General features: G+C 70.2%; 27 protein-coding genes. 22 read left to right on the top strand and 5 right to left on the bottom strand.

Annotated features, from left to right (window positions below; translation table 11 throughout):
- Nucleotides 1-4 precede the first annotated feature (4 nt).
- The 5 genes from rpe to IE207_RS28210 all read left to right on the top strand — a co-directional run bounded on the left by rpe (nucleotide 5) and on the right by IE207_RS28210 (nucleotide 3,080).
- The gene (gene rpe, locus IE207_RS28230) at nucleotides 5-703 is read left to right on the top strand and encodes a ribulose-phosphate 3-epimerase (RefSeq protein WP_190187141.1); all 699 of its coding nucleotides are present in this window, start codon (nucleotides 5-7) and stop codon (nucleotides 701-703) included.
- Between the two features lie 112 nt (nucleotides 704-815).
- Nucleotides 816-1,829 (top strand): sugar-binding transcriptional regulator, encoded by a 1,014-nt coding sequence (locus IE207_RS28225; protein WP_229874098.1) that lies wholly within the window; start codon nucleotides 816-818, stop codon nucleotides 1,827-1,829.
- Between the two features lie 106 nt (nucleotides 1,830-1,935).
- On the top strand, nucleotides 1,936-2,157 hold the full coding sequence (locus IE207_RS28220; protein ID WP_031145007.1) for a CarD family transcriptional regulator: 222 nt from the start codon (nucleotides 1,936-1,938) through the stop codon (nucleotides 2,155-2,157).
- A gap of 63 nt (nucleotides 2,158-2,220) precedes the next feature.
- A complete protein-coding gene (locus IE207_RS28215) occupies nucleotides 2,221-2,688 on the top strand; it encodes a guanyl-specific ribonuclease (protein WP_190187139.1) in 468 nt (155 codons plus the stop codon).
- Nucleotides 2,685-3,080: a barstar family protein gene (locus tag IE207_RS28210; RefSeq protein WP_190187138.1), complete on the top strand. Its 396-nt coding sequence runs from the start codon at nucleotides 2,685-2,687 to the stop codon at nucleotides 3,078-3,080. The genes IE207_RS28215 and IE207_RS28210 overlap by 4 nt, the downstream gene beginning before the upstream one ends.
- Before the next feature lie 72 nt (nucleotides 3,081-3,152).
- Here the strand turns inward: IE207_RS28210 and IE207_RS34015 are convergent, their stop codons facing one another.
- From IE207_RS34015 to IE207_RS28185, 5 genes are all read right to left on the bottom strand, one after another.
- Complete coding sequence (locus IE207_RS34015; RefSeq protein ID WP_190187137.1) at nucleotides 3,153-3,632, bottom strand: group II truncated hemoglobin; 480 nt, start codon at nucleotides 3,630-3,632, stop codon at nucleotides 3,153-3,155.
- The gene (locus IE207_RS34010) at nucleotides 3,629-3,958 is read right to left on the bottom strand and encodes an antibiotic biosynthesis monooxygenase family protein (protein ID WP_190187136.1); all 330 of its coding nucleotides are present in this window, start codon (nucleotides 3,956-3,958) and stop codon (nucleotides 3,629-3,631) included. Before IE207_RS34010 ends, IE207_RS34015 begins: the two co-directional genes overlap by 4 nt.
- 80 nt (nucleotides 3,959-4,038) lie before the next feature.
- The gene (gene abmR / locus IE207_RS28195) at nucleotides 4,039-4,542 is read right to left on the bottom strand and encodes an ATP-binding transcription factor AbmR (protein WP_190187135.1); all 504 of its coding nucleotides are present in this window, start codon (nucleotides 4,540-4,542) and stop codon (nucleotides 4,039-4,041) included.
- An 86-nt stretch (nucleotides 4,543-4,628) separates the two neighbouring features.
- Nucleotides 4,629-6,266 carry an FAD-dependent oxidoreductase gene (locus IE207_RS28190; protein WP_229874096.1) on the bottom strand — a complete coding sequence of 546 codons (1,638 nt, stop codon included), beginning with the start codon at nucleotides 6,264-6,266 and terminating at the stop codon, nucleotides 4,629-4,631.
- 161 nt (nucleotides 6,267-6,427) lie between these two features.
- Nucleotides 6,428-6,700, bottom strand: coding sequence for a UBP-type zinc finger domain-containing protein (locus IE207_RS28185; protein WP_229874075.1), 273 nt, complete (start codon nucleotides 6,698-6,700; stop codon nucleotides 6,428-6,430).
- Between the two features lie 277 nt (nucleotides 6,701-6,977).
- Between IE207_RS28185 and IE207_RS28180 the strand changes: the two genes are divergently transcribed.
- From IE207_RS28180 to IE207_RS28100, 17 genes are all read left to right on the top strand, one after another.
- A complete protein-coding gene (locus IE207_RS28180; protein WP_190187134.1) occupies nucleotides 6,978-7,802 on the top strand; it encodes a type 1 glutamine amidotransferase domain-containing protein in 825 nt (274 codons plus the stop codon).
- Nucleotides 7,803-7,833: 31 nt separating this feature from the next.
- Entirely contained in the window at nucleotides 7,834-9,471 is a 1,638-nt protein-coding gene (locus IE207_RS28175) for a thiamine pyrophosphate-binding protein (RefSeq protein WP_190187133.1), read from the top strand.
- A 60-nt stretch (nucleotides 9,472-9,531) separates the two neighbouring features.
- Nucleotides 9,532-9,963: a nuclear transport factor 2 family protein gene (locus IE207_RS28170; RefSeq protein WP_190187132.1), complete on the top strand. Its 432-nt coding sequence runs from the start codon at nucleotides 9,532-9,534 to the stop codon at nucleotides 9,961-9,963.
- Between the two features lie 29 nt (nucleotides 9,964-9,992).
- Nucleotides 9,993-10,448, top strand: a complete 456-nt coding sequence (locus IE207_RS28165) for a nuclear transport factor 2 family protein (RefSeq protein ID WP_190187131.1) — start codon at nucleotides 9,993-9,995, stop codon at nucleotides 10,446-10,448.
- A 13-nt stretch (nucleotides 10,449-10,461) separates the two neighbouring features.
- A complete protein-coding gene (locus IE207_RS28160; RefSeq protein ID WP_190187130.1) occupies nucleotides 10,462-10,842 on the top strand; it encodes a nuclear transport factor 2 family protein in 381 nt (126 codons plus the stop codon).
- Nucleotides 10,843-10,854: 12 nt separating this feature from the next.
- Nucleotides 10,855-12,459 (top strand): GMC family oxidoreductase, encoded by a 1,605-nt coding sequence (locus IE207_RS28155; protein WP_190187129.1) that lies wholly within the window; start codon nucleotides 10,855-10,857, stop codon nucleotides 12,457-12,459.
- Nucleotides 12,452-13,063, top strand: coding sequence for a DJ-1/PfpI family protein (locus IE207_RS28150; protein ID WP_190187128.1), 612 nt, complete (start codon nucleotides 12,452-12,454; stop codon nucleotides 13,061-13,063). The genes IE207_RS28155 and IE207_RS28150 overlap by 8 nt, the downstream gene beginning before the upstream one ends.
- Nucleotides 13,063-13,518: a VOC family protein gene (locus IE207_RS28145; protein WP_190187127.1), complete on the top strand. Its 456-nt coding sequence runs from the start codon at nucleotides 13,063-13,065 to the stop codon at nucleotides 13,516-13,518. Before IE207_RS28150 ends, IE207_RS28145 begins: the two co-directional genes overlap by 1 nt.
- A 3-nt stretch (nucleotides 13,519-13,521) precedes the next feature.
- Complete coding sequence (locus IE207_RS28140) at nucleotides 13,522-15,342, top strand: AGE family epimerase/isomerase (protein ID WP_190187126.1); 1,821 nt, start codon at nucleotides 13,522-13,524, stop codon at nucleotides 15,340-15,342.
- A 52-nt stretch (nucleotides 15,343-15,394) separates the two neighbouring features.
- Complete coding sequence (locus IE207_RS28135; RefSeq protein WP_229874074.1) at nucleotides 15,395-15,727, top strand: STAS domain-containing protein; 333 nt, start codon at nucleotides 15,395-15,397, stop codon at nucleotides 15,725-15,727.
- Nucleotides 15,724-17,871, top strand: a complete 2,148-nt coding sequence (gene glgX, locus IE207_RS28130; protein WP_190187124.1) for a glycogen debranching protein GlgX — start codon at nucleotides 15,724-15,726, stop codon at nucleotides 17,869-17,871. Before IE207_RS28135 ends, glgX begins: the two co-directional genes overlap by 4 nt.
- Nucleotides 17,872-17,887: 16 nt before the next feature.
- On the top strand, nucleotides 17,888-18,199 hold the full coding sequence (locus IE207_RS28125; RefSeq protein WP_190187123.1) for an STAS domain-containing protein: 312 nt from the start codon (nucleotides 17,888-17,890) through the stop codon (nucleotides 18,197-18,199).
- Between the two features lie 14 nt (nucleotides 18,200-18,213).
- Nucleotides 18,214-18,669, top strand: a complete 456-nt coding sequence (locus tag IE207_RS28120; RefSeq protein ID WP_190187156.1) for an ATP-binding protein — start codon at nucleotides 18,214-18,216, stop codon at nucleotides 18,667-18,669.
- The gene (locus tag IE207_RS28115; RefSeq protein WP_190187122.1) at nucleotides 18,651-19,901 is read left to right on the top strand and encodes a PP2C family protein-serine/threonine phosphatase; all 1,251 of its coding nucleotides are present in this window, start codon (nucleotides 18,651-18,653) and stop codon (nucleotides 19,899-19,901) included. Before IE207_RS28120 ends, IE207_RS28115 begins: the two co-directional genes overlap by 19 nt.
- Complete coding sequence (locus tag IE207_RS28110) at nucleotides 19,901-20,644, top strand: MinD/ParA family ATP-binding protein (RefSeq protein ID WP_190187121.1); 744 nt, start codon at nucleotides 19,901-19,903, stop codon at nucleotides 20,642-20,644. The genes IE207_RS28115 and IE207_RS28110 overlap by 1 nt, the downstream gene beginning before the upstream one ends.
- A gap of 70 nt (nucleotides 20,645-20,714) precedes the next feature.
- On the top strand, nucleotides 20,715-21,455 hold the full coding sequence (locus IE207_RS28105; RefSeq protein ID WP_190187120.1) for a type 1 glutamine amidotransferase domain-containing protein: 741 nt from the start codon (nucleotides 20,715-20,717) through the stop codon (nucleotides 21,453-21,455).
- Nucleotides 21,456-21,488: 33 nt separating this feature from the next.
- Nucleotides 21,489-22,982 carry an aldehyde dehydrogenase family protein gene (locus IE207_RS28100; protein ID WP_190187119.1) on the top strand — a complete coding sequence of 498 codons (1,494 nt, stop codon included), beginning with the start codon at nucleotides 21,489-21,491 and terminating at the stop codon, nucleotides 22,980-22,982.

Raw genomic sequence — 22,982 nt, 5'->3', positions numbered from 1 at the left:
GGGCATGGCCGTTCAGATCAATCCCAGCATCCTGTCCGCCGACTTCGCCCGACTCGCCGAGGAGGCGAAGGCCGTCGAGGGGGCCGACTGGCTGCATGTCGACGTCATGGACAACCATTTCGTCCCGAACCTCACCCTCGGCGTGCCGATCGTGGAGTCCCTGAGCCGCGCGACGGACATTCCGCTCGACCTGCACCTCATGATCGAGAACCCGGACCGCTGGGCGCCGCAGTACGTGGAGGCCGGTGCGGGGTCGGTCACCTTCCACGCCGAGGCCGCCGCCGCGCCCGTGCGGCTGGCGCGGGAGATCCGGGCCAAGGGCGCGCGGGCGGCCATGGCGCTCAAGCCGGCCACCCCGATCGAGCAGTACGAGGACATCCTGCCCGAACTGGACATGGTGCTGATCATGACCGTCGAGCCCGGCTTCGGCGGCCAGGCCTTCCTGGACATCATGCTGCCCAAGATCCGCCGCACCCGGGAGATGATCGCCAAGCACGGACTGGAGCTGTGGCTCCAGGTGGACGGCGGGGTCTCGGCCTCGACGATCGAGCGGGTCGCGGAGGCCGGCGCGGACGTCTTCGTCGCCGGGAGCGCGGTCTACGGGGCCCCCGATCCGGCCGCCGCCGTACGGTCGCTGCGCGAGCAGGCGGGCGCGGCGATCGCGGCGGCGCCCTGGGCTTGCGACCACGGGGCCAAGGCTTGATGAACAGCTCGGTGAACCGACGCTGTACGGGCTGATCAACGGCCGTCGGATCTGACAGGATGAACGGCGAGTCGAGAGTGTGAACAGCAGTGAGGAGAACGCGGTGTCTGCAATGTCGGCGGGACGGTCAGCCCTGCGGATGGGACCCGCGGAGCTGGTGCAGGCGGCGGCCATGGCCCGCCGTTTCTACCTGGAGGGCAAGTCCAAGATCCAGATCGCCGAGGAGTTCGGCGTGAGCCGCTTCAAGGTGGCCCGGGTCCTGGAGACCGCCCTCGAACGCGACCTCGTGCGCATCGAGATCAGGGTCCCCGCGGAGCTGGACGCCGAGCGTTCCGACGCGCTGCGGGCCCGGTACGGGCTGCGGCACGCCGTGGTGGTCGAGTCCCCGGCCGACGCGACCGAGGACGCCCCGGACCCGGAGAACCTCGGCGCGGTCGCCGCCGACCTGCTGGGCGAGCTGGTCAACGAGGGCGACGTGCTCGGTCTCGCCTGGGGCCGCTCGACCATCCACATGGCCGCCTCGCTGCACCGGCTGCCGCCGTGCACCGTGGTCCAGCTGACCGGCGTGTACGACGCGGGGACGGCGGAGCGCGGTTCCGTGGAGGCCGTGCGCAGGGCCGCCCAGGTCTCGGGCGGTGACGCGCACCCGATCTACGCGCCGATGCTGCTGCCCGACCCGGCGACCGCGGCCGCGCTGCGCAGCCAGACGGGCATCGCGCGGGCCTTCGAGTACTTCGACAAGGTGACCGTCGCCGCGGTGTCCATCGGCTCGTGGGAGCCCGGCATCTCCACCGTGCACGACATGCTCAGCGACGACGAACGGGCGCACTACGCCTCGCTCGGCGTCGCGGCCGAAATGTCCGCACACCTGTTCGACGCCGAGGGCCGTCGGGTCGGCCGCGACCTCGGCGAGCGCTGCATCACCGTCGAGGCGGACCGGCTGCGCCGGATCCCCGAGGTGGTGGCGATCGCCGGCGGCCTGCGCAAGGCCTCGGCGATCGGGGCGGTACTCCGGTCGGGCCTGGTGACCAGTCTGGTCACCGACACGGCCGTGGCGGACTACTTGCTGACGGAGTCCCAGCCGGGCCTGCGTCCGGCCCTGGAACGCGCCGACCCCGACGACTGACCGGGGCCGCGGAGACCGCCTCCGCGGGCGCCCGGTACGGATGGTGCCGCAATTGAGATCCGAACGGCGGACCGCGGGGCGGCCCGCTGGGCGCATACTGGACCCAATGACTAAGTCAGCAGTACCTCGCCGCCATTTGCCGTCAAGCCCGTTCAAGGCCCCCGTGGAACCGCCGCTCCGGCAGTTCAGCGTCGGCGACCGGGTCACTCACGACGAGCACGGCCTCGGCCGTGTCGTCGGTATCGAGGAGGGGATCGCTGTCCTCGTCGACTTCGGATCGGTCCAAAAGCGCATCCTGAGCCCCTATACCAAGATGGCCGCGCTCTAAGCCGCCTTCACACGCCGCTTCCCACGACTCGCGGACGAATCGGATGTTTGGCACGATCGGCGCATGATTCTTCGGAACGTGCCCCGATCGCTGCTGCGCGCGCTGGGGGCCCTGTTCCTGTGCGCCGCGCTGGTGACCGCGGTCGGCTGCGCCGGCAAGACGCCCGGGGCGGCGCGGACCGGCGCTCCCGCGAGCCCCGGCACCGCGAGTCCGAGCGACGGGGCTCGCGCCGTGGTGCCCGGATGGGCCAGGGGGATGGCCACCGTACGGGCCGACGCGCTGCCGCAGCAGGCGCGTGAGGTGCTGGCGCTGATCGACAAGGGCGGCCCGTACCCCTACCGGCAGGACGGCACGGTCTTCGGGAACTTCGAGAAGGCCCTGCCCCGGCACGAGCGCGGCTACTACCACGAGTTCACCGTGAGGACACCGGGGGAACGCGACCGTGGGCCCCGGCGCATCGTGACCGGCTCGGGCGGGGAGTTCTTCTACACGGACGACCACTACGACACGTTCAAGGCGGTTCTGCGATGACCCTCGGAGCGGGGCCGCTGGGCCCGGCGCTGGCCGCCGCCGACGAGGCCGGCTGGACGACGCTGCGGCTGGACCTGGACGGCGTCCGCGGCAAGGCGGAGCTGCTGCGGCGGTGCGGGGAAGCGCTGCGCGTGCCGCAGTGGTTCGGGGGGAACTGGGACGCGCTGGCGGACGTGCTGACCGACCTGTCGTGGCTGCCGGACGGGCCCGGGCGACTCCTGGCGGTCACCTCCTGGCACGACTACGCGCAGGCCCGGCCCGGGGAGTGGGCGACCTTGCGCGAGATCCTGGAACAGGCCGTCGACTTCTGGCGGAGCCAGGGCGGGGGCGCGCCCCCGTTGCGGGTGGTTCTCGCCGACCCGCCGGGCCCCGAGGGCAGCCGACGCGGCTGAGATCGCCGCGACGGGGCCGGGACGCCGCGACGGGGCGCCGTCGGGCAGGGCCTCGGCGGCGCCCCGGCCGGGTCAGGACTTCGGGATCCAGGGCGGGGTCTGCCCCCAGGACCAGACGGGGATCTTCGCCGCGTCGACCGGCGGCGGGTTGGGACCCGAGTAGATCAGGGCCATCCGGGTGCCCCACTCGATGTAGTAGGCGAACACCGCCCGGAACTCCGGGTCCGTCGGCAGAGCGACTTCGTCCGCCGTGTCCATCAGCAGGTCCACCCACCGGCGGCGCTGCTCCTCGGTGATGCCGCGGCCCAGGTGCTTGGTGGCCATGTGCTGGTGGCCGCCGTGGTGGGCCGAGTAGTCGGCGGGGCCGCCGAAGACCTCCGACAGCCAGACGGCGACGTGCTGCGGGTGGTTCGAGTCCATGCCGGCGAAGACCGGGGCCAGGATCTCGTCCTGTAGGGCGTGTGCGTAGAAGACGTCGGTGAGGCGCTTCAACGCCTCGGCCCCGCCCATCCACTCGTAGATGGTGGGCGTCGTGTCGGGCGTGGTGCTCATGACTGGGAGGCGGCCTTTCCCGTGCCGAAGACGTCGGTGACCCGGTAGTGCTTCATTTCCTCGATGTTGTTCAGGTACGGGCGGATCGCGGCGAAGAACGCCGGGAACTGCTCGCCCTTGCGGAAGCCCTGGAGGTGGTCCTCGACCGACGTCCAGCGGATCCGCAGGATGTAGCGCTCGGCCTCCTCCTCGCTGTGGGCCAGTTCGTAGTCGATGCACTCGGGCGATGCGGCCAGGGACTCGGCCGCTCGCGCGTAGGCTTCCTCGAACGCCGGCTGGTCGTCCGCCGCGATGCGGTAGCGGATGTATTCGACGGTGGTGGTCATCGTGTGGGGCCTCTCCCTGCGGTCGATTGTCCCGTCCCGGCTACCTTTCCGGGATCTTGCGCGCCCGGCGAGGTATTCGGCTATTCGGAGTCGGACTTCTTGATGTCCGCCTTGACGTCGGGGCCCTGCGAGCGGACCCGCTGGACCGTGTCGAGGGACTCGCGCAGCTCGGTGAGCCAGGCGTCGGTGTTGCGGCTGACGAGGCGCACGCACCACGCCAGCGCGTCGGCGCGGCTGCGGGCCACGCCGCCCGACACCAGGGTGTCCAGCACCTGGCGCTCGGACTGGCGCAGCCGCGTCATCACCGGGACCGCGAGGTGGGTGAACAGGGTCGTCTCGTCGCCGGAGCGCACGCCCCAGGACACCTTGCGGCGGTAGAGCTCTTCCGCCTCGCGGGCGACCTCGATGCGCTGCTCCCGGGTGCGTTCGCGGAAGTCCTTGACCGACTCGTTCGCCGGGAGGGTGCCGATGACCGTGATCTCCTCGCGGTCGGCGGTGACGGAGACCAGGGACTCGTAGACGTCCACCGGCAGGCGGTCCGCGAACCAGGTACGGAGCTGTGTCTGCTGCTCGGGTGTAATCATGTAATCAACGTTGCATCCGCTGCCCTCTTGATCGCAAGGAATCGCCGGGAATCGGCCGTTCGCTCTCAGCTGGTCCCCCGCGGGGTTCAACCCATCGATCGGTAGCGGTGGATCAAGGAGACGGCCATCGCCCCCTCGCCCACGCCCGAGGCGACCCGCTTGACGGAGTGGGCGCGCACGTCGCCCGCCGCGAAGACGCCCGGGACGCTGGTCTCCAGCGGGTACGGGGCGCGCTCCAGGCTCCACTCCGCCGGGAGCTCGCCCCCGTTGGAGATCAGGTCGGAGCCGGTGAGGACGAAGCCGTACTCGTCGCGTTCCACGACCCCGGCCAGCCAGTCGGTGTGGGGGCGGGCGCCGATGAACGTGAACATGAAGCGCGCCGGGACCTCGGCGTCCTCGCCGGTGTCGGCGTCGTGGAGGGTCAGCCGCTCCAGGTGCTCGTCACCGTCCAGCGCGACGACGGTGGTGCGCACCCTGACCTCGATGTTGGGGGTGCGGGCGATCTCGTCGATCAGGTAGCGGGACATGCTGGCGTCCAGGGACGCCGCACGGACGAGGATGGTGACGCGGGCCGCGTACTTGGCGAAGTGCACCGCCGCCTGGCCGGCCGAGTTGGCGCCGCCGACGATGAACACGTGCTGCGAGATGCAGGCCGAGCTCTCGGTGGTGGCCGCGCCGTAGTAGAGCCCGGCGCCCTCGAAGCGGTCCGCTCCCGGCGCCTCCAGGCGGTTGTAGGAGACCCCGGTGGCGAGGAGGACCGTCTCCGCGCTGATCTCCGTACCGTCCGCCAGGGTGAGGATCTTCGCCGGGTCGTCGCGGGTCAGCGAGACCACCTCCACCGGGTGCAGGATCTCGGCGCCGAAGCGGGAGGCCTGGATGGTGGCCCGGCGGGTCAGGTCGCCGCCCGAGAGGCCCGACGGGAACCCGAGGTAGTTCTCGATCAGGCTGGAGGTGCCGGCCTGGCCGCCCGGGGCGCGGGAGTCCAGCATGAGGGTGGACAGGCCCTCGGACGCCGAGTACACCCCGGCCGCCAGTCCCGCCGGACCGGCGCCGACGATGACGCACTCGTAGTGCGGGCGGGAGGCGGTGGTGGCCAGGCCCAGGCGCTGGGCGAGCTGGGTGTCGGTCGGCGCGGAGAGCACCGCCCCGTCCGGGAAGCGGACCAGCGGCAGCGCCGCGTCGGGCTCGGCGGCGGCGAGTACCGTCAGCGCCTCGGGGTCGCGCTCGACGTTGAGGAAGCGGAACGGCTGCCCGTTGCGGGTGAAGAAGTCCCGCACGGCGTGGGTGCCGGGCGACACCAGGTGGCCCGCGACGATGATCCCGTCGTAGGCGGGGCGGTAGGTGGCGAGCCAGTCCGAGAGCAGGTCGTCCAGGACCGGGAACAGCCGCTCGTGCGGCGGGTCCCAGGGCTTGAGCAGGTAGTAGTCCAGGCGGACCCGGTTGATGGCGGTGATCGCCGCGTCGGTCTCCGCGTACGCGGTCAGCAGGACCCGGCGGGCGTCGGGGAAGCGGCTGACGGCCTCCAGGAGGAACTCCACTCCGGTGACGTCCGGCATCCGCTGGTCCACCAGGAACAGCGCCGGGTCGTGGCCGCGTTCGTCCAGGGAGTCCAGGATCTTGAAGGCGTCGGCGGCCGAGGAGGCGCCGAGCACCCGGTAGCGGTCCCCGTACGCGCTGCGCAGGTCGCGCCGGACGGCCCGCAGCACCTGGGGGTCGTCGTCCACGGCGAGGATGACGGGCTTGCGGTTCTCGGACCGCTCGGCGGTGGCCGGCGCCTGCCCTGCCGCGGCCGCGGGCGCGGTGGACCCGGTCCGGTCGACGGCGGAGGAGGGGGCGGCGGAGCGGCCCGCGGGGGAGGGGGCGGCGGCGTGTTCCCGGCGCGCGCTCACGCGGGGTCCAGCATCAGCTTGTCGGCGTAGCACCAGGCCCAGTCCTCGCCGGGCTCGTGCGAAGCCGCGATGGGGTGCCCGACGGTGCGGTAGTGCCGGGTGGCGTGACGGTTCTTCGAGGAGTCGCAGCAGCCGACGTGTCCGCAGCTCAGGCACATCCGCAGGTGCACCCAGCCGTCTCCCGTCGCCAGGCACTCCTCACAGCCGTCGGTCCCGGGCTTCACCGGACGTATCTGGTCGACGTGTGTGCACAACAGGTCCATCGTCATCGTCCCCGTCCCTCTCCTCGCGCACTCGTACCGCTCGTCACGCCGGTTAATCACGGGCGCGTCCAGACCATAAGACGGCAGTCCCGGAAAGGTTCATCGATTCGGCCGAAGTCATGGAGTACCGGACCTACTTCATGACCTCCCGGGGCGACTACCTGAGGTGTGGGGACGGCATGCCCTCCTACCTCACGAAGTCGCATACGGGCGCTTTGACGCAGGCCCCGCACAGAAGCAGGGTGGGGGACGCCAACACAACAGGCGGCGCCTGGAGGAATCTGTGAGCAGAAAGATTCTGGTCATTGTCTCCGAACACGGTTACTGGGCCGAAGAACTGATCGGACCGGTATCGCAGTTCGACGAGCGGGGCTATGAAGTCGTATTCGCCACGCCGACCGGGAAGCGCGCCCACGCACTTCCGCCGAGCCTCGACGCCGACTACATCGACCCGCCGCTGGGCCGTTCGGTGACCACCGAGGAGAACGCCCGGCTGGGCCGCGAGTTCGAGCAGTCGAGCCGGCTCGACTCACCGCTCGACATCGAGGCGTGGGCGCCCGAGCGCCCGTACACGAGCGACAAGGACTACCTGCCCAAGCTGGAGCAGTACCACCGCGATCTGGACAAGCTGCAGGAGGACATCGCGTCCTTCGACGCGGTCCTCATCGTCGGCGGCAGCGGCCCCATCGTCGACCTCGCCAACAACGAGCGGGTCCACGCCCTCATCCTGGCCTTCAAGAACGCCGGCAAGGTCGTGGCGGCCGAGTGCTACGGGGTGGCCTGCCTGGCCTTCGCCCGCGACTGGGGCGACCGCAAGAGCATCATCTGGGGCAAGCACGTCACCGGCCACTGCAAGGAATACGACTACAAGGACGGAACCGGATTCCTCGGTACCGACTTCAACATGGGGCCGCCGCCGTACCCGCTGGAGTACATCCTGCGCGATGCCACCGGCCCGCGCGGCGCGTACCACGGGAATTTCGGCCACCCCCTGTCGGTGATCGTCGACTTCCCCTTCGTGACCGGACGTTCGACCCCCGATTCCTATCTGACGGGGCAAAAGATCGTGGAAGTCCTGGAGAACGGGCTCACCCGGTACGGATGGTAGTCCGGTAACTCCTGGGAAAGAGGGGGAATTCATGGAAGCCACTCCCGGACGGGAAAGGCTGATCGAGCAGTTCAAGGCCGACGGCCTGAATGTGATGTTCGGAAATCCGGGGACGGTCGAACAGGGATTCCTCGACGCGGTCGACGCGGCAGCGGACTTCCGGTACGTCCTCGCCCTCCAGGAGACCGTGGCCGCCGGCATCGCCGACGGCTACGCCCGGGCCACCGGCGGCGCGGCCCTGCTCCAGCTGCACTCGGGGGTGGGGCTGGGCAACGGCATCGGCATGCTCTACCAGTCGCTGCGCGGCCACACCCCGCTCGTCGTGGTCGCCGGCGACGCCGGGGTCCGCTACGACGCCATGGACGCGCAGATGGCGTCCGACCTGGTGGCGATGGCCAAGCCGGTGACGAAGTACGCGACCCGGGTCACCGACCAGCGCTCCGTACTGCGCACCGTCCGGCGGGCCGTCAAGATCGCCCTGACCCCGCCGCGCGGACCGGTGTTCGTGGCGCTGCCGATGGACGTGCTGGACGAGCTGAACTCCGAGCCCGTACTGCCCGCCACCGTGCCGCTCACGGACGTCTCGCCCTCACCCGCCTCGGTGGGCCGGGCGGCCGAGCTGCTGGCGGCCGCCGAACGCCCGGTCGTGCTGGTCGGCGACGGGGTGGCGCTCTCCGGAGCCCAGGCCGAACTCGTCGCCGTCGCCGAGCTGCTGGGCGCCGACGTGTACGAGGTCGACTCCTCCGAGGTGAACATCGCGGCGTCGCACCCGCTGCGGCGCGGCCAGACGGGCCACATGTTCGGCCCGCACAGCAAGCAGCTGATCGAGGACGCGGACGGGGTGCTGATCGTCGGCACGTACGTCTTCCCCGAGGTGTTCCCCGAACTGGAGAGCCCCTTCCGGGCCGGCGCGAAGGTCGTGCACATCGACCTCAACGCCTACGAGATCGCCAAGAACCACCCCGTGGACCTGGGCCTGGCCGCCGATCCCAAGCAGGCGCTGCGCGCGCTGGCGGGCGTACTGGAGCACCGGCTGACCACCGCCCGGCGAGCCGCGGCGGCCGCCCGGCTCGACGCCCGCTCCCGGGAGCGGGCCTCGCAGGCGGACGCGCCGGACACCGACGGAACGCCGATGGCGGCCTTCCTGCGGACCCTGGCCGAGCGGACGGGCGGCGACCTCATCGTCTTCGACGAGGCGCTGACCACCTCGCCCCTGGTCACCAAGTACCTCCCGGCGGAGCGGCCCGGCGACTACCACCTCACCCGGGGCGGCTCGCTCGGGGTGGGCTTCCCGGGGGCGGTCGGAGCCAAGCTGGCCCGCCCGGACCGCCTCGTCGTCGGCTTCGCGGGCGACGGCGGGTCGATGTACACCTACCAGGCGCTGTGGACCGCGGTCCGGCACGGGATCAACGCCAAGTTCGTGGTCTGCAACAACCGCAAGTACCGGCTGCTCGACGACAACATCGCCCAGTACTGGCGGGAACGGGACATCGCCGAACACGACTTCCCGGGCTCCTTCGACCTCTCCCACCCCGAGATCGACTTCGCCGGGCTGGCACGGGCCCTCGGCGCGGACGGGACGCGGGTGGAGAAGCCGGACGAGGCGGTCGCGGCCGTGGGCCGGATGCTGGCCCACCCCGGCCCGTACCTCGTGGACATCCAGATCTGATCACCGCACCACCCACCACGCCCTGACACCACCGCACCGGTACGGACAGGAGGAGACCGCATGCCCGTCGAGCGGCTGACCGAGGACGCGATCCGCACTTTCGCCGAGAACTGGTACGTGGCCCTGGACCAGCACCTTCCGCTGCAACAGGTACTCGCCATGATCACCGAGGACCTGGAGTTCAAGGTCCCCGAGGACACCTTCCTCGGACACGAGGGCTTCGGCCGCTGGTACGCCGCCGTGACCTCCCGCTTCTTCGACGAGGTCCACACCGTCACCAAGGTCGAGCCCGTCATCGAGGGCGACCGGGCGATCGTCCGGGTCCTCGTGAACTGGCAGGCCAAGATCTGGGACCCACCGGCTCCGCGCAGCCAGTGGCTCGGCTTCGACGCCGACCAGACCTGGGTCGTCGTGGCCGGCGAGGACGGCCCGCTGATCAAGCAGTACACCGTCAACGAACTGGCGCCGATGCCCGGTTCCGGCTCCCTCTGACCGGCTGCGAAGACGTAGGAGGAACGGCGATGACCGAAGTGACACGGGAGCGGGTGCAGGCGGCCTACCAGGCGCTCGGCTCCGGCGACCGGGCGCGCATCCTGGAGTACTACTCCGAGGACCTGCGCTGGCTGGTGCCGGGCAACCATCCGCTGGCCGGCTGGTACGAGAGCCTGGACGCCTTCCTGGAGCTGATGGGGCAGACCCACAAGCTCACGGGCGGCACCTTCCGGATGGACGTCCAGGCGGTGCTCGTCGGTGAGGACTGCAGCGCCGACGTGTGCCGCAACGTCGCCGTGCGCGACGGCGCGGACGAGGCGAGCGCGTCCCCGTACGAGCGGATGGACTACCCGGTCTTCCACTTCATGCGGTGGCGGGACGGGCGGATCGTCGAGGGCCGCGACGGCCTCTTCGGCGACACGGCGACCGCCTTCAGCCAGTTCTGGGCGCCCTTCGCGCCGGACGGAACCCGCAGGGACCGATAGGGGGATGAGTGCGATGAGCGCGTCGGACGCACGAGAGATTCTGCGCAAGTACTACGAGTACGCCAATGCCGGGGACTGGGACAGCTGGTGCGACCTGTTCGCCGACGACCAGGTCATGGACGAGCAGCTGGCCGGACACATCGAGGGCCTGGAGGTCCTGCGCTCGATGATGAAGGGCATGGGGACCATGTACCGGGTCTTCCGGAACGAGCCCGTGCACTTCCTCGTCGACGGGGAGAAGGCCGCGGCCGTCTCCCACCTCACCGCCGTCAGCGCCTCCGGCGAGGCCATCGAGGCCGAGGTCATGAACTTCTTCCGGATCGTGGACGGAAAGATCGTCTACATGGCGAACTACCACGACACCGTGCCCTTCCAGGTGCTCGGCCAGGGCTGAGGGGCGGGCGTGATGGCGAGAGATGAGTACGACTACATCATCGTGGGATCCGGTACCGCCGGCAGTGTCCTGGCGAACCGGCTCTCCGAGGACCCGGACGTCTCCGTCCTCGTCCTGGAGGCCGGCGGCGACCGCATCCCGCCCGAGGTGGACGACCCGTCCTCCTGGTACAAGCTGCTGGGCGGACCCGTCGACTGGGGCTACACCAGCGTCCCGCAGCCGGGGCTCGACGGCCGCCGTACGTACGAACCGCGCGGCAAGGCCCCGGGCGGCAGCAGCAACCTCTACATCATGATGCACATCCGGGGCCACGCCTCGGACTTCGACAACTGGGCCTACCAGGGCGCCGCGGGCTGGTCCTACGAGGACGTACTGCCCTACTTCGCCCTCCTGGAGGGCCAGGAGGACGCCACGGCGCCCACCACCGGCACCCGTGGCCCGCAGCGCATCACCAACGCCGGGCAGCACGGCCCGAACCCGGTCTCCCGCGCCTTCATCGACGCGGCCGTCGAACTCGGCCACCAGGAGATCGCCGACTTCAACACGGACGGGCCCCGGCGCGGCCTCTTCGGCACCGGCTGGCACCACATCGACGTCGCGGACGGCCGCCGCCAGGGCGCGCTCGCCGCCTACCTGGAGCCGGCGCTGGAGCGGGCCAACCTGACCCTGCGCACCAGCGCGCAGAGCACCCGGCTGCTCTTCGACGGCGACACTTGCACGGGAGTCGAGTACGTCCAGCTCGCACCGCCCGCCCCGATCCCGGGCCGCGTGGTGGGCGACGGGCACAGCGCCGAGGCCGAGCCCGGCCCGCACACCGTACGGGCCCGCCGGGAGGTGATCGTGGCCGCCGGGGCGATCGAGTCCCCGAAGCTGCTGCTGCTCTCCGGCATCGGCCACCCCGAGCAGCTGCGCGAACACGGCATCGGGGTCACCGCGGCCCTGCCCGGCGTCGGCGAGAACTTCCACAACCACGTGCTGACCGGGCTGATGGCGGAGGTCACCCAGGAACTGCCGCCACCGGCGCAGAACCTGTCGGAGAGCGCTCTGTTCCTGTCCTCCCGGCCCGGCCTGCCCGCCCCGGACCTGCAGATCGCCTTCGTGCACGTGCCGTTCGACGTGATCGTCGGCAAAAACCACCCCAACACGGTGAGCATCCTGCCCGGCGTCGTCCGGCCCGTCTCGCGCGGCTGGATCAGGCTCGCGAGCACCGACCCGCTGGCCCACCCGCTGATCAACCCGAACTACCTGGGCGACCGGTGGGACCTGGAGCGCATGGTGCAGGGCGTCAAGCTCGCCCGGGAGCTGTTCGCGACCTCCGCGTTCTCGCCCTGGTACAAGCAGGAGCTCCAGCCCGGGCCGGGCCACGCGGGCGACGACGAGCTGCGGACCTTCGTGAAGCAGAAGTCGGAGAGCTACCACCACCAGGCCGGTTCCTGCCGCATGGGCATCGACGACCTGTCCGTCGTCGACCCGGAGCTGCGGGTGCACGGCGTACGCAACCTGCGCGTCGTCGACGCCAGCGTGATGCCCGCCGTCCCGTCGGGCAACTGCCACACCGCCATCGCGATGATCGCCGAGCGCGCGGCGGACTTCCTGAGGGGGACCTCCCGTGCCTGACGCCGTACTGCGCGAGGGCGCGCTGTCCGGGACCCGGATCGCGGTCCTGGTCGAGAGCGACTTCTACGAGCCCGAGATCTCCTACTACCAGCGCCGGTTCGCCGAGGAAGGCGCCGAGGTCGACTTCCTGACCCGGCTGTGGGGCAACGACTCCATCACCTTCACCGGGCACGAGTACCGGGCGCCCTTCACCGCCGACAAGTCCCTGGAGGGGCTGAGCGACGAGGAGCTGCGCCGGTACGCGGCGATCATCGTGCCCTCGGGCATGGTGGCCGACCGGCTGCGCTACACCGAGGACGTGGACGTGCTGGCGCCCGCCACGGAGCTGCTGCGCCGGGCGTTCGAGGAACCGACGGTCCTCAAGGGGATCATCTGCCACGGCATGTGGCTGGCCGCCTCGATCCCCGAGAAGATCCGCGGCCGCAAGGTGGTCTGCCACAACAACCTCATCGGCGACGTCCGGAACATGGGCGCCGAGTACGTCAACGAGGACGTGGTGGTCGACGGTGACCTCGTCACCGGCCGCACCGGGGCCCACCACCACCTCTTCGCCCGCCGGCTCATCGAGCTGATGGCGGCCGGGCGGGGCCGGGGGGCGGCCTGATGGCCGGGATGGTCTGGTCGCACGTGGGCCTGAACTGCACCGACCAGAAGACCACCGAGGAGTTCTACACCCGCTACTTCGGCTTCGCCCGGGCCAGGGTGGTCGACCTCGGCGAGTCGCAGATCGTGTTCCTGCGCAAGGGGGACGCGTACCTGGAGCTCTTCGCGGCCGGCCCCGGACAGGGCCGCCCGGCGCCGGGGCCCGCGACGGCGCAGGCCGAGGGGGACGGGCCCCAGACGCCGGGCCGGATGCGCCACCTGGCCTTCCAGACCGACAGCGTGGACGCGTTCCTGGCCGATCTGGGCGACGCGGCGGAAGTGACCCTGGGCCCGCTGGACTTCGACGACTTCATCTGCGGGTGGCGGACCGTGTGGGTCCGCGATCCCGACGGGGTGATCGTCGAGGTCAGCCAGGGATACGAGGACGACAGCTCTCACGACAAGGACGGTGTGTGAAACATGGCTGACGCCGTGAGTTTCTCCTTCTCCGACACGATCGCGGGCTACGTCGTCCGCTTCGACTCCCACGGCCGGCTGCTGCGGCTCAAGACCTCCGACGGCCGCGAGTTCGACGTGTCGCTGGCCGGGGACCCGAGCGCCGAACTGGTCCGCAACCTGGACGAGCCGTACATCGACGCCTCCGGACACATCGACGAAATGCTTTCGCCGGGCCGGCTGCTGTTCGTCTACGGCGTGCACTACCCGGGTCCCGGCGGGCGCTTCGACGCCAAGCGACTGGTCTTCCTGGGCCGCGGCGCCGAGGACTACCGGTTCGAGGAGCCCAGCTGGTGGATCAAGCAGATCGAGTCGCTGGCCGACTTCTACAAGCGGGCCCAGTTCGGTGACGGGCCGGTGGACTTCACCGAGTACCGCACCGAGATCCGGCTCGGCGGCGACAAGACCGCCAGCCACGTCCAGGAGACCGACACGATCTCCCGGCTGGTCTACGGCATGGCCTCGGCCTACCTGCTGACCGGCAAGGACGAGTACCTGGAGGTCGCCGAGCGCGGCACCGAGTACCTGCGCAAGCACATGCGGGTCGTGGACAGCGAGGAGGACGTGGTCTTCTGGTACCACGGCATCCGCGTCGACGGGGACAGCGAGCGCAAGCTGTTCACCTCGGAGTTCTCCGACGACTACGACGCGATCCCGATGTACGAGCAGATCTACGCCCTGGCCGGCCCCGTCCAGACGTACCGCGTCACCGGAGACGTACGCATCAAGAACGACGCGGACGCCACCATCCGGCTGTTCGACAAGTTCTTCAAGGACGAGGAACTGGGCGGCTACTACTCGCACATCGACCCCATCCTGTTCAGCGCCGACCACGAGTCGCTGGGCGAGAACGCGGAGCGCAAGAACTGGAACTCGGTCGGCGACCACGCGCCCGCGTACCTGATCAACCTGTACCTGGCGACCGGCGACCAGAAGTACGCCGACTTCCTGGAGTACACCTTCGACACCATCGCGGACAGGTTCCCGGACTACAAGAACAGCCCCTTCGTCCAGGAACGCTTCTACCGCGACTGGTCGCACGACACGACGCACAGCTGGCAGCAGAACCGCGCCGTGGTCGGGCACAACCTCAAGATCGCCTGGAACCTGATGCGGATGAACTCCCTCAAGGCCAAGCCGGCCTACGAGGAGCTCGCCCGCAAGATCGGCGAGATCATGCCGGCCGTCGGCAGCGACCGCCAGCGCGGCGGCTGGTACGACGTGGTGGAGCGGGTGAAGGAGGACGACGAGGAGTCGTACCGCTTCGCCTGGCACGACCGCAAGGCGTGGTGGCAGCAGGAGCAGGCGATCCTCGCCTACCTCATCCTCAACGGCACGGTCGGCGGCGACGACTTCCTGCGCGAGGCCCGGCAGGCGGAGTCCTTCTACAACACCTTCTTCCTCGACCACGACGAGGGAGCCGTCTACTTCAACGTGCTCGCCAGCGGTACGCCGTACCTGCTCGGCACCGAGCGGCTCAAGGGCAGCCACTCGATGTCCATGTACCACTCGGCGGAACTGTGCTACCTCTCCGCCGTCTACAACAACCTGCTCATCAACGGCCGGGAAATGGACTTCCACTTCCAGCCCGACCCCAGCGACCTGCCCGACCGCCTCCTGCGCGTCTCGCCCGACCTCCTGCCCGCGGGCTCCGTCGAGGTCGCGTCCGTCGAGATCGACGAGAAGCCGTGGACGGACTTCGACGCGAAGGGCCTCACGGTCCGGCTGCCCGACGTCCAGAGCCGGGTCAAGGTCAAGGTCCGGCTGCGGCCGGTCACCAGGTAATGCCCAACGGGGGGCGCCCCACCATGAGGGGAAGAAGACAATGACTCTTCACGTGAAAGAACGCCGGAACAAGGGCGGCACGGTACTCGTCGCCACCGGTGAGATCAACAGCGAGACCTCGGGGCAGCTGCTCCAGGCCCTGCTGCCGCTCGTCCGCGAGGGCCGGTCGCTGCGCATCGACCTCACCGCCGTCACCTACGTCTCCAGCGCCGGCCTGCGCACCCTGCTGGTCGTCTACCGCGAGGCCCAGCACGCCGGGGTCGCCGTCACGCTGTACGGGGTGAGCGAGGAAGTGCGGTTCGTCATGTCGGCCACCGGCTTCCTGGACTTCTTCGCCGCCGGCGAGGCGGAGGCGGCCAACGCGAAGGCCCGGGCCGCGCGATGAGCGAATCGACGACCGAACAGGTACTGCGCGTCGACGCCTACCCCACCCACGAGGTGGGCGGGTACCGCGTCCGCGCCGGCAAGCCGTTCCCCTTCGGGGCCAACGTGGTCCCCGGCGGGGTCAGCTTCTCCGTCTTCTCCGACCAGGCCACCTCCATGACCCTGGTCATCTACAAGCGCGGCGAGGCCGAACCGATGGCCGAGCTGGAGTTCCCCGAGGAATTCCGCACCGGCTCCGTCTTCGCGATGACGGTCTTCGGCCTCGACCACGAGAACATCGAGTACGGGTACCGGGCCGACGGCCCCTACGACCCCGTCACCGGGCACCGCTTCGACGCCCGGCAGGTCCTCTCCGACCCCTACGCGCGGCTGATCTCGGGCCGCGACGTCTGGGGCGTGGAGCCGGACCGAAGCCGCGGCTACCAGTACCGCTCGCGGGTCTGCCTCCAGGACTTCGACTGGGGCGACGACACCCCGCTGCGGATCCCCGCAGAGGACCTCGTCGTCTACGAGACCCACGTGCGCGGCTTCACCCGCCACCCCTCCTCGGGGGTCACCGCCCCCGGCACCTTCGCGGGGCTGCGCGAGAAGATCCCGTACCTCAAGGAACTCGGGATCAACTGCATCGAGCTGCTGCCGGTGTTCGAGTTCGACGAGAGCGACAACCCGCGCAGCAACCCGGAGACCGGCGAAAAGCTCTACGACTACTGGGGCTACAACACGGTCGCGTTCTTCGCGCCCAAGGCCGGCTACGCGGCCACCGGACGCTACGGGATGCAGGGCGACGAGTTCCGCACCCTGATCAAGGACCTGCACGCGGCCGGCATCGAGGTCATCCTCGACGTCGTCTTCAACCACACCGCCGAGGGCAACGAGCAGGGCCCGACGATCTCCTTCAAGGGGCTCGACAACGCCACGTACTACATGCTCACGCCCGAGGGGTACTACTTCAACTTCAGCGGCACCGGCAACACCGTCAACTGCAACCACCCCGTGGTCCGCAACTTCGTGCTCGACTGCCTGCGCCACTGGGTGGCCGACTACCACATCGACGGCTTCCGGTTCGACCTCGCGGCCATCCTCGGCCGCTCCGCCGACGGCACCCCGCTGCCCAACCCGCCGCTGCTGGAGTCGCTCGCCTTCGACCCGGTGCTGCGGCACACCAAGCTCATCGCCGAGGCCTGGGACGCCGGCGGCCTCTACGAGGTCGGCAACTTCCCGGCCTACGGACGCTGGGCCGAGTGGAACGGCAAGTACCGCGACACCGTCCGCAGCTTCCTCAAGGGCGACCCCGGCGTCACCGGGGAACTCGCCACCCGGGTCGCGGGCTCGCCCGACCTGTACTCCAGCCGCGGGACGTCGGCGTCGGTCAACTTCCTGACCGCGCACGACGGGTTCAGCCTCGCCGACCTGGTCTCGTACAACGACAAGCACAACGAGGCCAACGGCGAAGGCAACAACGACGGCGGCAACGACAACGCCAGCTGGAACTGCGGGGCCGAAGGACCCACCGACGACCCGGAGATCAACGCGCTGCGGCTGCGCCAGATGAAGAACGCCCTGGCCATCCTCTTCACCAGCCAGGGCATCCCGATGCTGCTGTCCGGCGACGAGGTCGCGCGCACCCAGCAGGGCAACAACAACACGTACTGCCAGGACAACGAGCTGTCCTGGTTCGACTGGGACCAGGTCGACCAGAACAGTGAACTGCTGCGCTTCACGCGGGAGATGATCGCCTTCCGCAAGCACCACCGGGAACTGCGCTCCACCTCCCACCCCACCGGACAGATGCGGGACTCCCTGGGGCTGCCCGACATCAGCTGGCACGGCGAGCGGGCCTGGCAGCCCGACTGGTCGCAGGAGAGCCGGCTGCTGGCGGTGGCCCGCTGTGGCACCGGGGACGACGACGTGGTGTACGTGGCGATGAACGCGCACTGGGAGTCGCACGACCTGGAGCTGCCCGCCCTGCCGGGCGGGCGGACCTGGCACCTGTTCGCCGACACCTCGGCCGAGGCGCCGTACGACATCCGTACCCCCGGTGCGGAACAGGAGCTGGACAACGCCGGCAAGTACCTGATCGGCCCCCGCTCCGTCGTGATCCTCGTGGGCCGTACGAACGAGCCCGGGACGACCGGGACGTTCTGACCGAAGGAGACCTGTCATGCCGCTTTCCGTGACCCTGAGCATCGAGGGTGACACCACCGTGATCGAACTGGAGGGCGAGCTGGACGCCAAGACGGCCCCGGACTTCCACCAGACCATCGAGAAGGCCGCGGGCCACGGCACCAGCACCGTCGAGATCCGGATGGCCGGCGTCGGCTACATGGCCAGCGCCGGACTGCGCTCCCTGGTCTTCGCCCAGCAGAAGGTGGCCGACCACGTCACCATCAAGGTGGTCGGCGCCATCGAGCCCGTCTCCCGGACCATCCGCACCGCCGGACTGGACCGGAGCATCCAGCTCTCCGACGACTGACGGCCGTGGGCGACATGGTCGAGCCGGCGAGCAAACCCTCCGTACTGGACGTGCCCGCGAAGATCGGGGCGCTGGGCGAGATCGCCGCGTTCGTCCTGCGGCTGGCCGGCCGGGCGGGCCTGGGCAAGCAGGCGACGTACCGGATCCGGCTGGCCGTGGACGAGCTGGCCACGAACATCATCATGCACGGGTACCGGGGCGGTTGCGGACGCATCACCGTCCGCGGCCGCTCCGGCCCCGGCGGAGTGCGGATCGTCCTGGAGGACACCGCACCCCCCTTCGACCCCGTCGAGGGCTGCCTGCCCCCCGCCACCGGGGTACCACCGCAGCGGCGGCGGGTCGGCGGGCTCGGCATCCACCTGGCACTCACCAGCGTGGACGAATACAGCTACGCGCGCATGGACGGCCGGAACACCAGCACGCTGACTGTGAAGGCTGAGGGGACGGACCCATGCCCTCCACGACCGTGATCATCCTCGACGAGTACCCGCCTCCCACGCCCGAGCTGCTCGACGCGCTCAGGCTGATGGACGCGGAACTCGTCCCCCGCACCCTCGGGGAACTGCTGCGCGGCCCACTGGAAGTGCTGCCCGTCGCGGACGTCCTGCTCGCCCCGGCCGAGGCCGACGGCGAAAGCATCCGGTCAGCCGTACGCCGGCTGCGCCGCTGGGCCGGGGCCCCGATCGTGGTCGTCTGGACGGTGACCGAATTCGCCGCACTGCAACACCACGTGCGGCTCGGCCACGACTACCTCGTACCGCCGTTCCTGCCGGCCCTGGTCGGCGCCCGGCTGCACAGCTGCTCCGAGCGGGCCGGGCTCGGCCGCACCCTGCGCGAGGCGGACGCCCGCGCCGAACTGATGGGTTACGAGAAGGAGCTGGAGATCGGCCGGGAGATCCAGGCCGGCTTCCTGCCCGAATCGCTGCCCGTCCCGACGGGCTGGGAGATCGACGTACGCTTCCGGCCCGCACGGCAGGTCGCCGGGGACTTCTACGACGTCTTCGAGATGTCCCGGGGCCGTCGGCTCGCGGTGGTCGTCGCCGACGTCTGCGACAAGGGCGTCGGAGCGGCCCTGTTCATGGCCCTCATCCGCTCGCTGCTGCGGCACACCGCCGAGAACAGCGGCCTGCAGCACCTGATGGCGGCGGGCCGCACGGGCGGCAGCCGCCGCACCCCAGTCGTCGGGGCGACCCCGCTGCTCAACGCGGTCACCGCCACCAACGGCTACCTCACCCGCAACCACCTGCGGCAGGGCTACTTCGCCACCCTGTTCTTCGGCGTGCTCGACCCGCTCACCGGAAGCCTCGTCTACATCAACGGCGGCCACAACCCGCCCCTGCTGCTGTCCGGCTCCGGCGACGTGCCCGTACCGCTCGACGTCACCGGACCGGCCGTCGGCGTACTGCCCGACTGCGTCTACACCCTCGGCTACGCCCAGCTGAACCCGGGCGACACCCTCTTCGTGTTCACGGACGGGGTACCCGAGGCCCGCTGCTCGGACGGAACCTTCCTCGGCGACGAGCGGATGCTGGAACTGCTCGGCGGGCCCCCGGCGAGCGGCAAGGACGTCGTCGACCGGATCGACCTGGCGGTGCGCGAGCACACCGGCAGCGCCGAACAGCACGACGACGTCACCATGCTGGCCCTGCACCGGCCACGTGCGGCGCGGGGGCCGCACGCGGACCGAATGGCGGCGGCCTGATGACCCGCACCATCGTGGTGCACTCACACCGCGGCGGTACCGGGAAGTCATCGGTACTGGCGAACCTCGCGCTGCTGATCGCGGCCGGGGGGAGCCGGGTGGGGGTGGTCGACACCGACATCCAGTCGCCCACCCTGGACCTGCTGTTCCGGCTCGCGCCCGGCGCCTCCCTGGCCGACTACCTCCTCGGCCGCTGCGAGATCGAGGCCGCCGCCCGGCAGACCGGCGTACCGGGGCTGTACGTGGTACCGGCCCGGACCGGGACGGCGGCCCTGCGCGAGCTCATGTCCACCGGCTACGACGTGGGGCTGCTGCCCGAGGGCTTCGACCGGCTCGCCGAGCACTACGCCCTCGACGTGCTACTGCTCGACACCCACGCCGGACTCAACAACGAGTCGGTGACGGCCATGGCCAGCGCCGACGTGGTGGTGATCCTGGCGCGCGCCGACCGCGTCGACCTCTCGGGGGTCGAGGAGACCGTCTCCCTCGCCGGGCGCCTGGCCTGCCGCCGGGCCCTCGTCCTGAGCATGGCCCCTGAGGGCATCGACCGGGTGGACGCCCGCCGGCGCGCCGAGGAGGTCTACGGCGCACCCCTGGCCGGAATCCTTCCGTACGTACCGGAAATGGCCGCCTTGTACGGCGAGCGCATATTCGCAGAAGCCCATCCCGACCACCCCCTGGTCGGTGAATTCCGCACCATCATCTCGGCGCTGGACGCACGTGACGAAGTATCACGCGCCTGACGCTCCCCCCTTACGCCCCCCGCGGGGGCCGTGTTGAATCGGCAGCGATTCCAGAACAAGGAGATCAGTCATGAAGATCCTCGTCGTCATGACGGCAAAGGCCACGCTCCATCTGCTCGACGGGGAACAGCACCCCTCGGGATTCTGGGCCGAGGAATTCGTCGTGCCCTACACCCTCTTCCGCGCCGCCGGCCACACCGTCGACGTGGCGACGATCGGCGGCCAGGCCCCGACGGTCGACCAGACCAGCATCGACCCGCAGTTCCTCCAGTGGGTCCGCCCGGCGGGCTCCCCCGACGAGGACGCCGCCAACGCGGCGGAATACGTACGGGTCATCGAGAACACCCCGCAGCTCAAGAACCCGATCGCGCTCGAAGCCCTCGGTGAGAAGGACATCGCCGACTACGACGGGATCTACGTCAGCGGCGGCCACGGCGCCATCGGGGACCTGCCCAAGTCCGACGAGCTGGCCCAGATCCTGCGATGGGCCATCGCCCAGGACAAGCCGCTGGCCACCGTCTGCCACGGCCACACCTCGCTCCTCGCGCTGCGCGACGGAGAGGGCCGCTGGCCGTTCGAGGGCTACCGGATGACGGCCTTCTCGCACAGCGAGGAGCTCGTCACCAACATGGCCGGCCGGCTCCCGCTGATCCTGGAGGCCGAACTCACCCGCCTCGGCGCCCGCTACGAGAAGGCCGAGGCGATCTGGGACTCCCACGTCGTCGTCGACCGCAAGCTCACCACCGGCCAGAACCCGTACTCCTCCAAGGCCCTCGCCGAGACCTTCTTAGCGCAGCTCGCGAAGGGCTGACAGGCCCCCCGCACCCCGACACGGAAGGCAGCCATGACCAAGCGTGAGCTGAGCGGCCAGCCCCTCGCCAACCCCGGGAAACTCTTCATCGGCGGCAGATGGGTCCCGTCCCAGGACGGCCGGACCGAACCGGACGTCAGTCCCGTGGACGGGCGGGAGATCGTGCCGGTGGCCCAGGCCACTGCCGCCGACGCGGACGCGGCCGTGGCCGCCGCCCGGGCGGCGTACGAGGAGGGCCCCTGGAGCAGACTGTCCGCCCAGGAACGGGCGCTGCGGCTGAACCGGGTCGGGGAGCTCATCGAGCGGGACCTCGAGGAGATCGCCCTGCTGGAGACGGTGGACATGGGCAAACCGTTCGCCTTCTCCAGCACCGTCGACGCCCCCATGGCCGCCCAGCTCATGCACTACTACGCGGGCGCGGTCACCCGTGTCGACGGCTCCTCCAGGGCGCCGGCGGGCGGCCAGCTCGCCTACACCCTGCGCGAACCGCTGGGGGTGGTGTGCGCCATCACCCCCTTCAACTTCCCGCTGCTGCTGTCGATGACCAAGATCGCCCCGGCCCTCGCCGCGGGCAACACGGTCGTCCACAAGCCGTCCCCGGCCACCCCGCTCACCGCACTCAAGATCGCCGAGCTGTTCCAGGAGGCGGAGATCCCGGACGGGGTGCTGAACGTCATCACCGGACCGGGCGTGGAACTGGGGGAGACCCTCACCGACCACCCCGGCATCGACAAGATCGCGTTCACCGGCTCCACCGCCGTCGGCCAGGCCATCATCCGCAAGTCGGCCGGCACGCTCAAGAAGGTCACGATGGAACTGGGCGGCAAGTCCGCCAACATCGTCTTCGCCGACGCCGACCTCGACGCCGCCGAGGAACTGGCCTTCTTCGGCATCTACTACAACAAGGGCGAGATCTGCACCGCCGGCTCCCGGCTGCTGCTCCAGCGCCCCGTCCACGACGAACTGGTCGAACGGCTGGTACGGCGGGCCGCCGCCCTCAAGCCCGGAGACCCCCGCGACCCGGCCACCCTGTTCGGGCCGCTGGCCCACCGCGGCCAGTTCGACAAGGTCAGCTCGTACATCGAGATCGGCGAGAAGGAAGGCGCCGTCCTGCGGACCGGCGGCACCGGATGGACCCCCGAGGGCGCCGGCCCGGGCCTGTCGGGCGGCCTGTACTTCCTGCCGACCGTCTTCACCGGCGTCGACAACGGGATGCGGATCGCCCAGGAGGAGATCTTCGGCCCGGTCCTGTCGATCATTCCCTTCGACACCGAGGAGGACGCCGTACGCATCGCCAACGACAGCGCTTACGGCCTCGCCGCCGGGGTGCACACCAAGGACCTGCGGCGCGCCCACCGGGTCGCCTCGCAGATCAAGGCGGGCACCGTCTGGGTCAACTGCTACAACCAGTACGACCCCTCCGTGCCCTACGGCGGCTACAAGGCCTCCGGTTACGGCCGTGAGTGCGGGCCCGAATCCCTCGAAAGCTACACCCAGACCAAGTCGGTCTGGATCGGCATGGACTGA

The sequence above is a fragment of the Streptomyces cirratus genome (genome assembly GCF_014650775.1).
Lineage (GTDB): Bacteria > Actinomycetota > Actinomycetes > Streptomycetales > Streptomycetaceae > Streptomyces > Streptomyces cirratus.
This window is presented reverse-complemented; position numbering and strand designations above follow the sequence as displayed.

Bases quoted from the DNA above. Each gene is read 5' to 3' on its own strand.
- rpe (WP_190187141.1), top strand. From the start codon at position 5: ATGGCCGTTCAGATCAATCCCAGCATCCTGTCCGCCGACTTCGCCCGA.
- IE207_RS28225 (WP_229874098.1), top strand. From the start codon at position 816: ATGTCGGCGGGACGGTCAGCCCTGCGGATGGGACCCGCGGAGCTGGTG.
- IE207_RS28220 (WP_031145007.1), top strand. From the start codon at position 1,936: ATGACTAAGTCAGCAGTACCTCGCCGCCATTTGCCGTCAAGCCCGTTC.
- IE207_RS28215 (WP_190187139.1), top strand. From the start codon at position 2,221: ATGATTCTTCGGAACGTGCCCCGATCGCTGCTGCGCGCGCTGGGGGCC.
- IE207_RS28210 (WP_190187138.1), top strand. From the start codon at position 2,685: ATGACCCTCGGAGCGGGGCCGCTGGGCCCGGCGCTGGCCGCCGCCGAC.
- IE207_RS34015 (WP_190187137.1), bottom strand. From the start codon at position 3,632: ATGAGCACCACGCCCGACACGACGCCCACCATCTACGAGTGGATGGGC.
- IE207_RS34010 (WP_190187136.1), bottom strand. From the start codon at position 3,958: ATGACCACCACCGTCGAATACATCCGCTACCGCATCGCGGCGGACGAC.
- abmR (WP_190187135.1), bottom strand. From the start codon at position 4,542: ATGATTACACCCGAGCAGCAGACACAGCTCCGTACCTGGTTCGCGGAC.
- IE207_RS28185 (WP_229874075.1), bottom strand. From the start codon at position 6,700: ATGACGATGGACCTGTTGTGCACACACGTCGACCAGATACGTCCGGTG.
- IE207_RS28175 (WP_190187133.1), top strand. From the start codon at position 7,834: ATGGAAGCCACTCCCGGACGGGAAAGGCTGATCGAGCAGTTCAAGGCC.
- IE207_RS28170 (WP_190187132.1), top strand. From the start codon at position 9,532: ATGCCCGTCGAGCGGCTGACCGAGGACGCGATCCGCACTTTCGCCGAG.
- IE207_RS28165 (WP_190187131.1), top strand. From the start codon at position 9,993: ATGACCGAAGTGACACGGGAGCGGGTGCAGGCGGCCTACCAGGCGCTC.
- IE207_RS28160 (WP_190187130.1), top strand. From the start codon at position 10,462: ATGAGCGCGTCGGACGCACGAGAGATTCTGCGCAAGTACTACGAGTAC.
- IE207_RS28155 (WP_190187129.1), top strand. From the start codon at position 10,855: ATGGCGAGAGATGAGTACGACTACATCATCGTGGGATCCGGTACCGCC.
- IE207_RS28145 (WP_190187127.1), top strand. From the start codon at position 13,063: ATGGCCGGGATGGTCTGGTCGCACGTGGGCCTGAACTGCACCGACCAG.
- IE207_RS28140 (WP_190187126.1), top strand. From the start codon at position 13,522: ATGGCTGACGCCGTGAGTTTCTCCTTCTCCGACACGATCGCGGGCTAC.
- glgX (WP_190187124.1), top strand. From the start codon at position 15,724: ATGAGCGAATCGACGACCGAACAGGTACTGCGCGTCGACGCCTACCCC.
- IE207_RS28125 (WP_190187123.1), top strand. From the start codon at position 17,888: ATGCCGCTTTCCGTGACCCTGAGCATCGAGGGTGACACCACCGTGATC.
- IE207_RS28120 (WP_190187156.1), top strand. From the start codon at position 18,214: ATGGTCGAGCCGGCGAGCAAACCCTCCGTACTGGACGTGCCCGCGAAG.
- IE207_RS28115 (WP_190187122.1), top strand. From the start codon at position 18,651: ATGCCCTCCACGACCGTGATCATCCTCGACGAGTACCCGCCTCCCACG.
- IE207_RS28110 (WP_190187121.1), top strand. From the start codon at position 19,901: ATGACCCGCACCATCGTGGTGCACTCACACCGCGGCGGTACCGGGAAG.
- IE207_RS28105 (WP_190187120.1), top strand. From the start codon at position 20,715: ATGAAGATCCTCGTCGTCATGACGGCAAAGGCCACGCTCCATCTGCTC.
- IE207_RS28100 (WP_190187119.1), top strand. From the start codon at position 21,489: ATGACCAAGCGTGAGCTGAGCGGCCAGCCCCTCGCCAACCCCGGGAAA.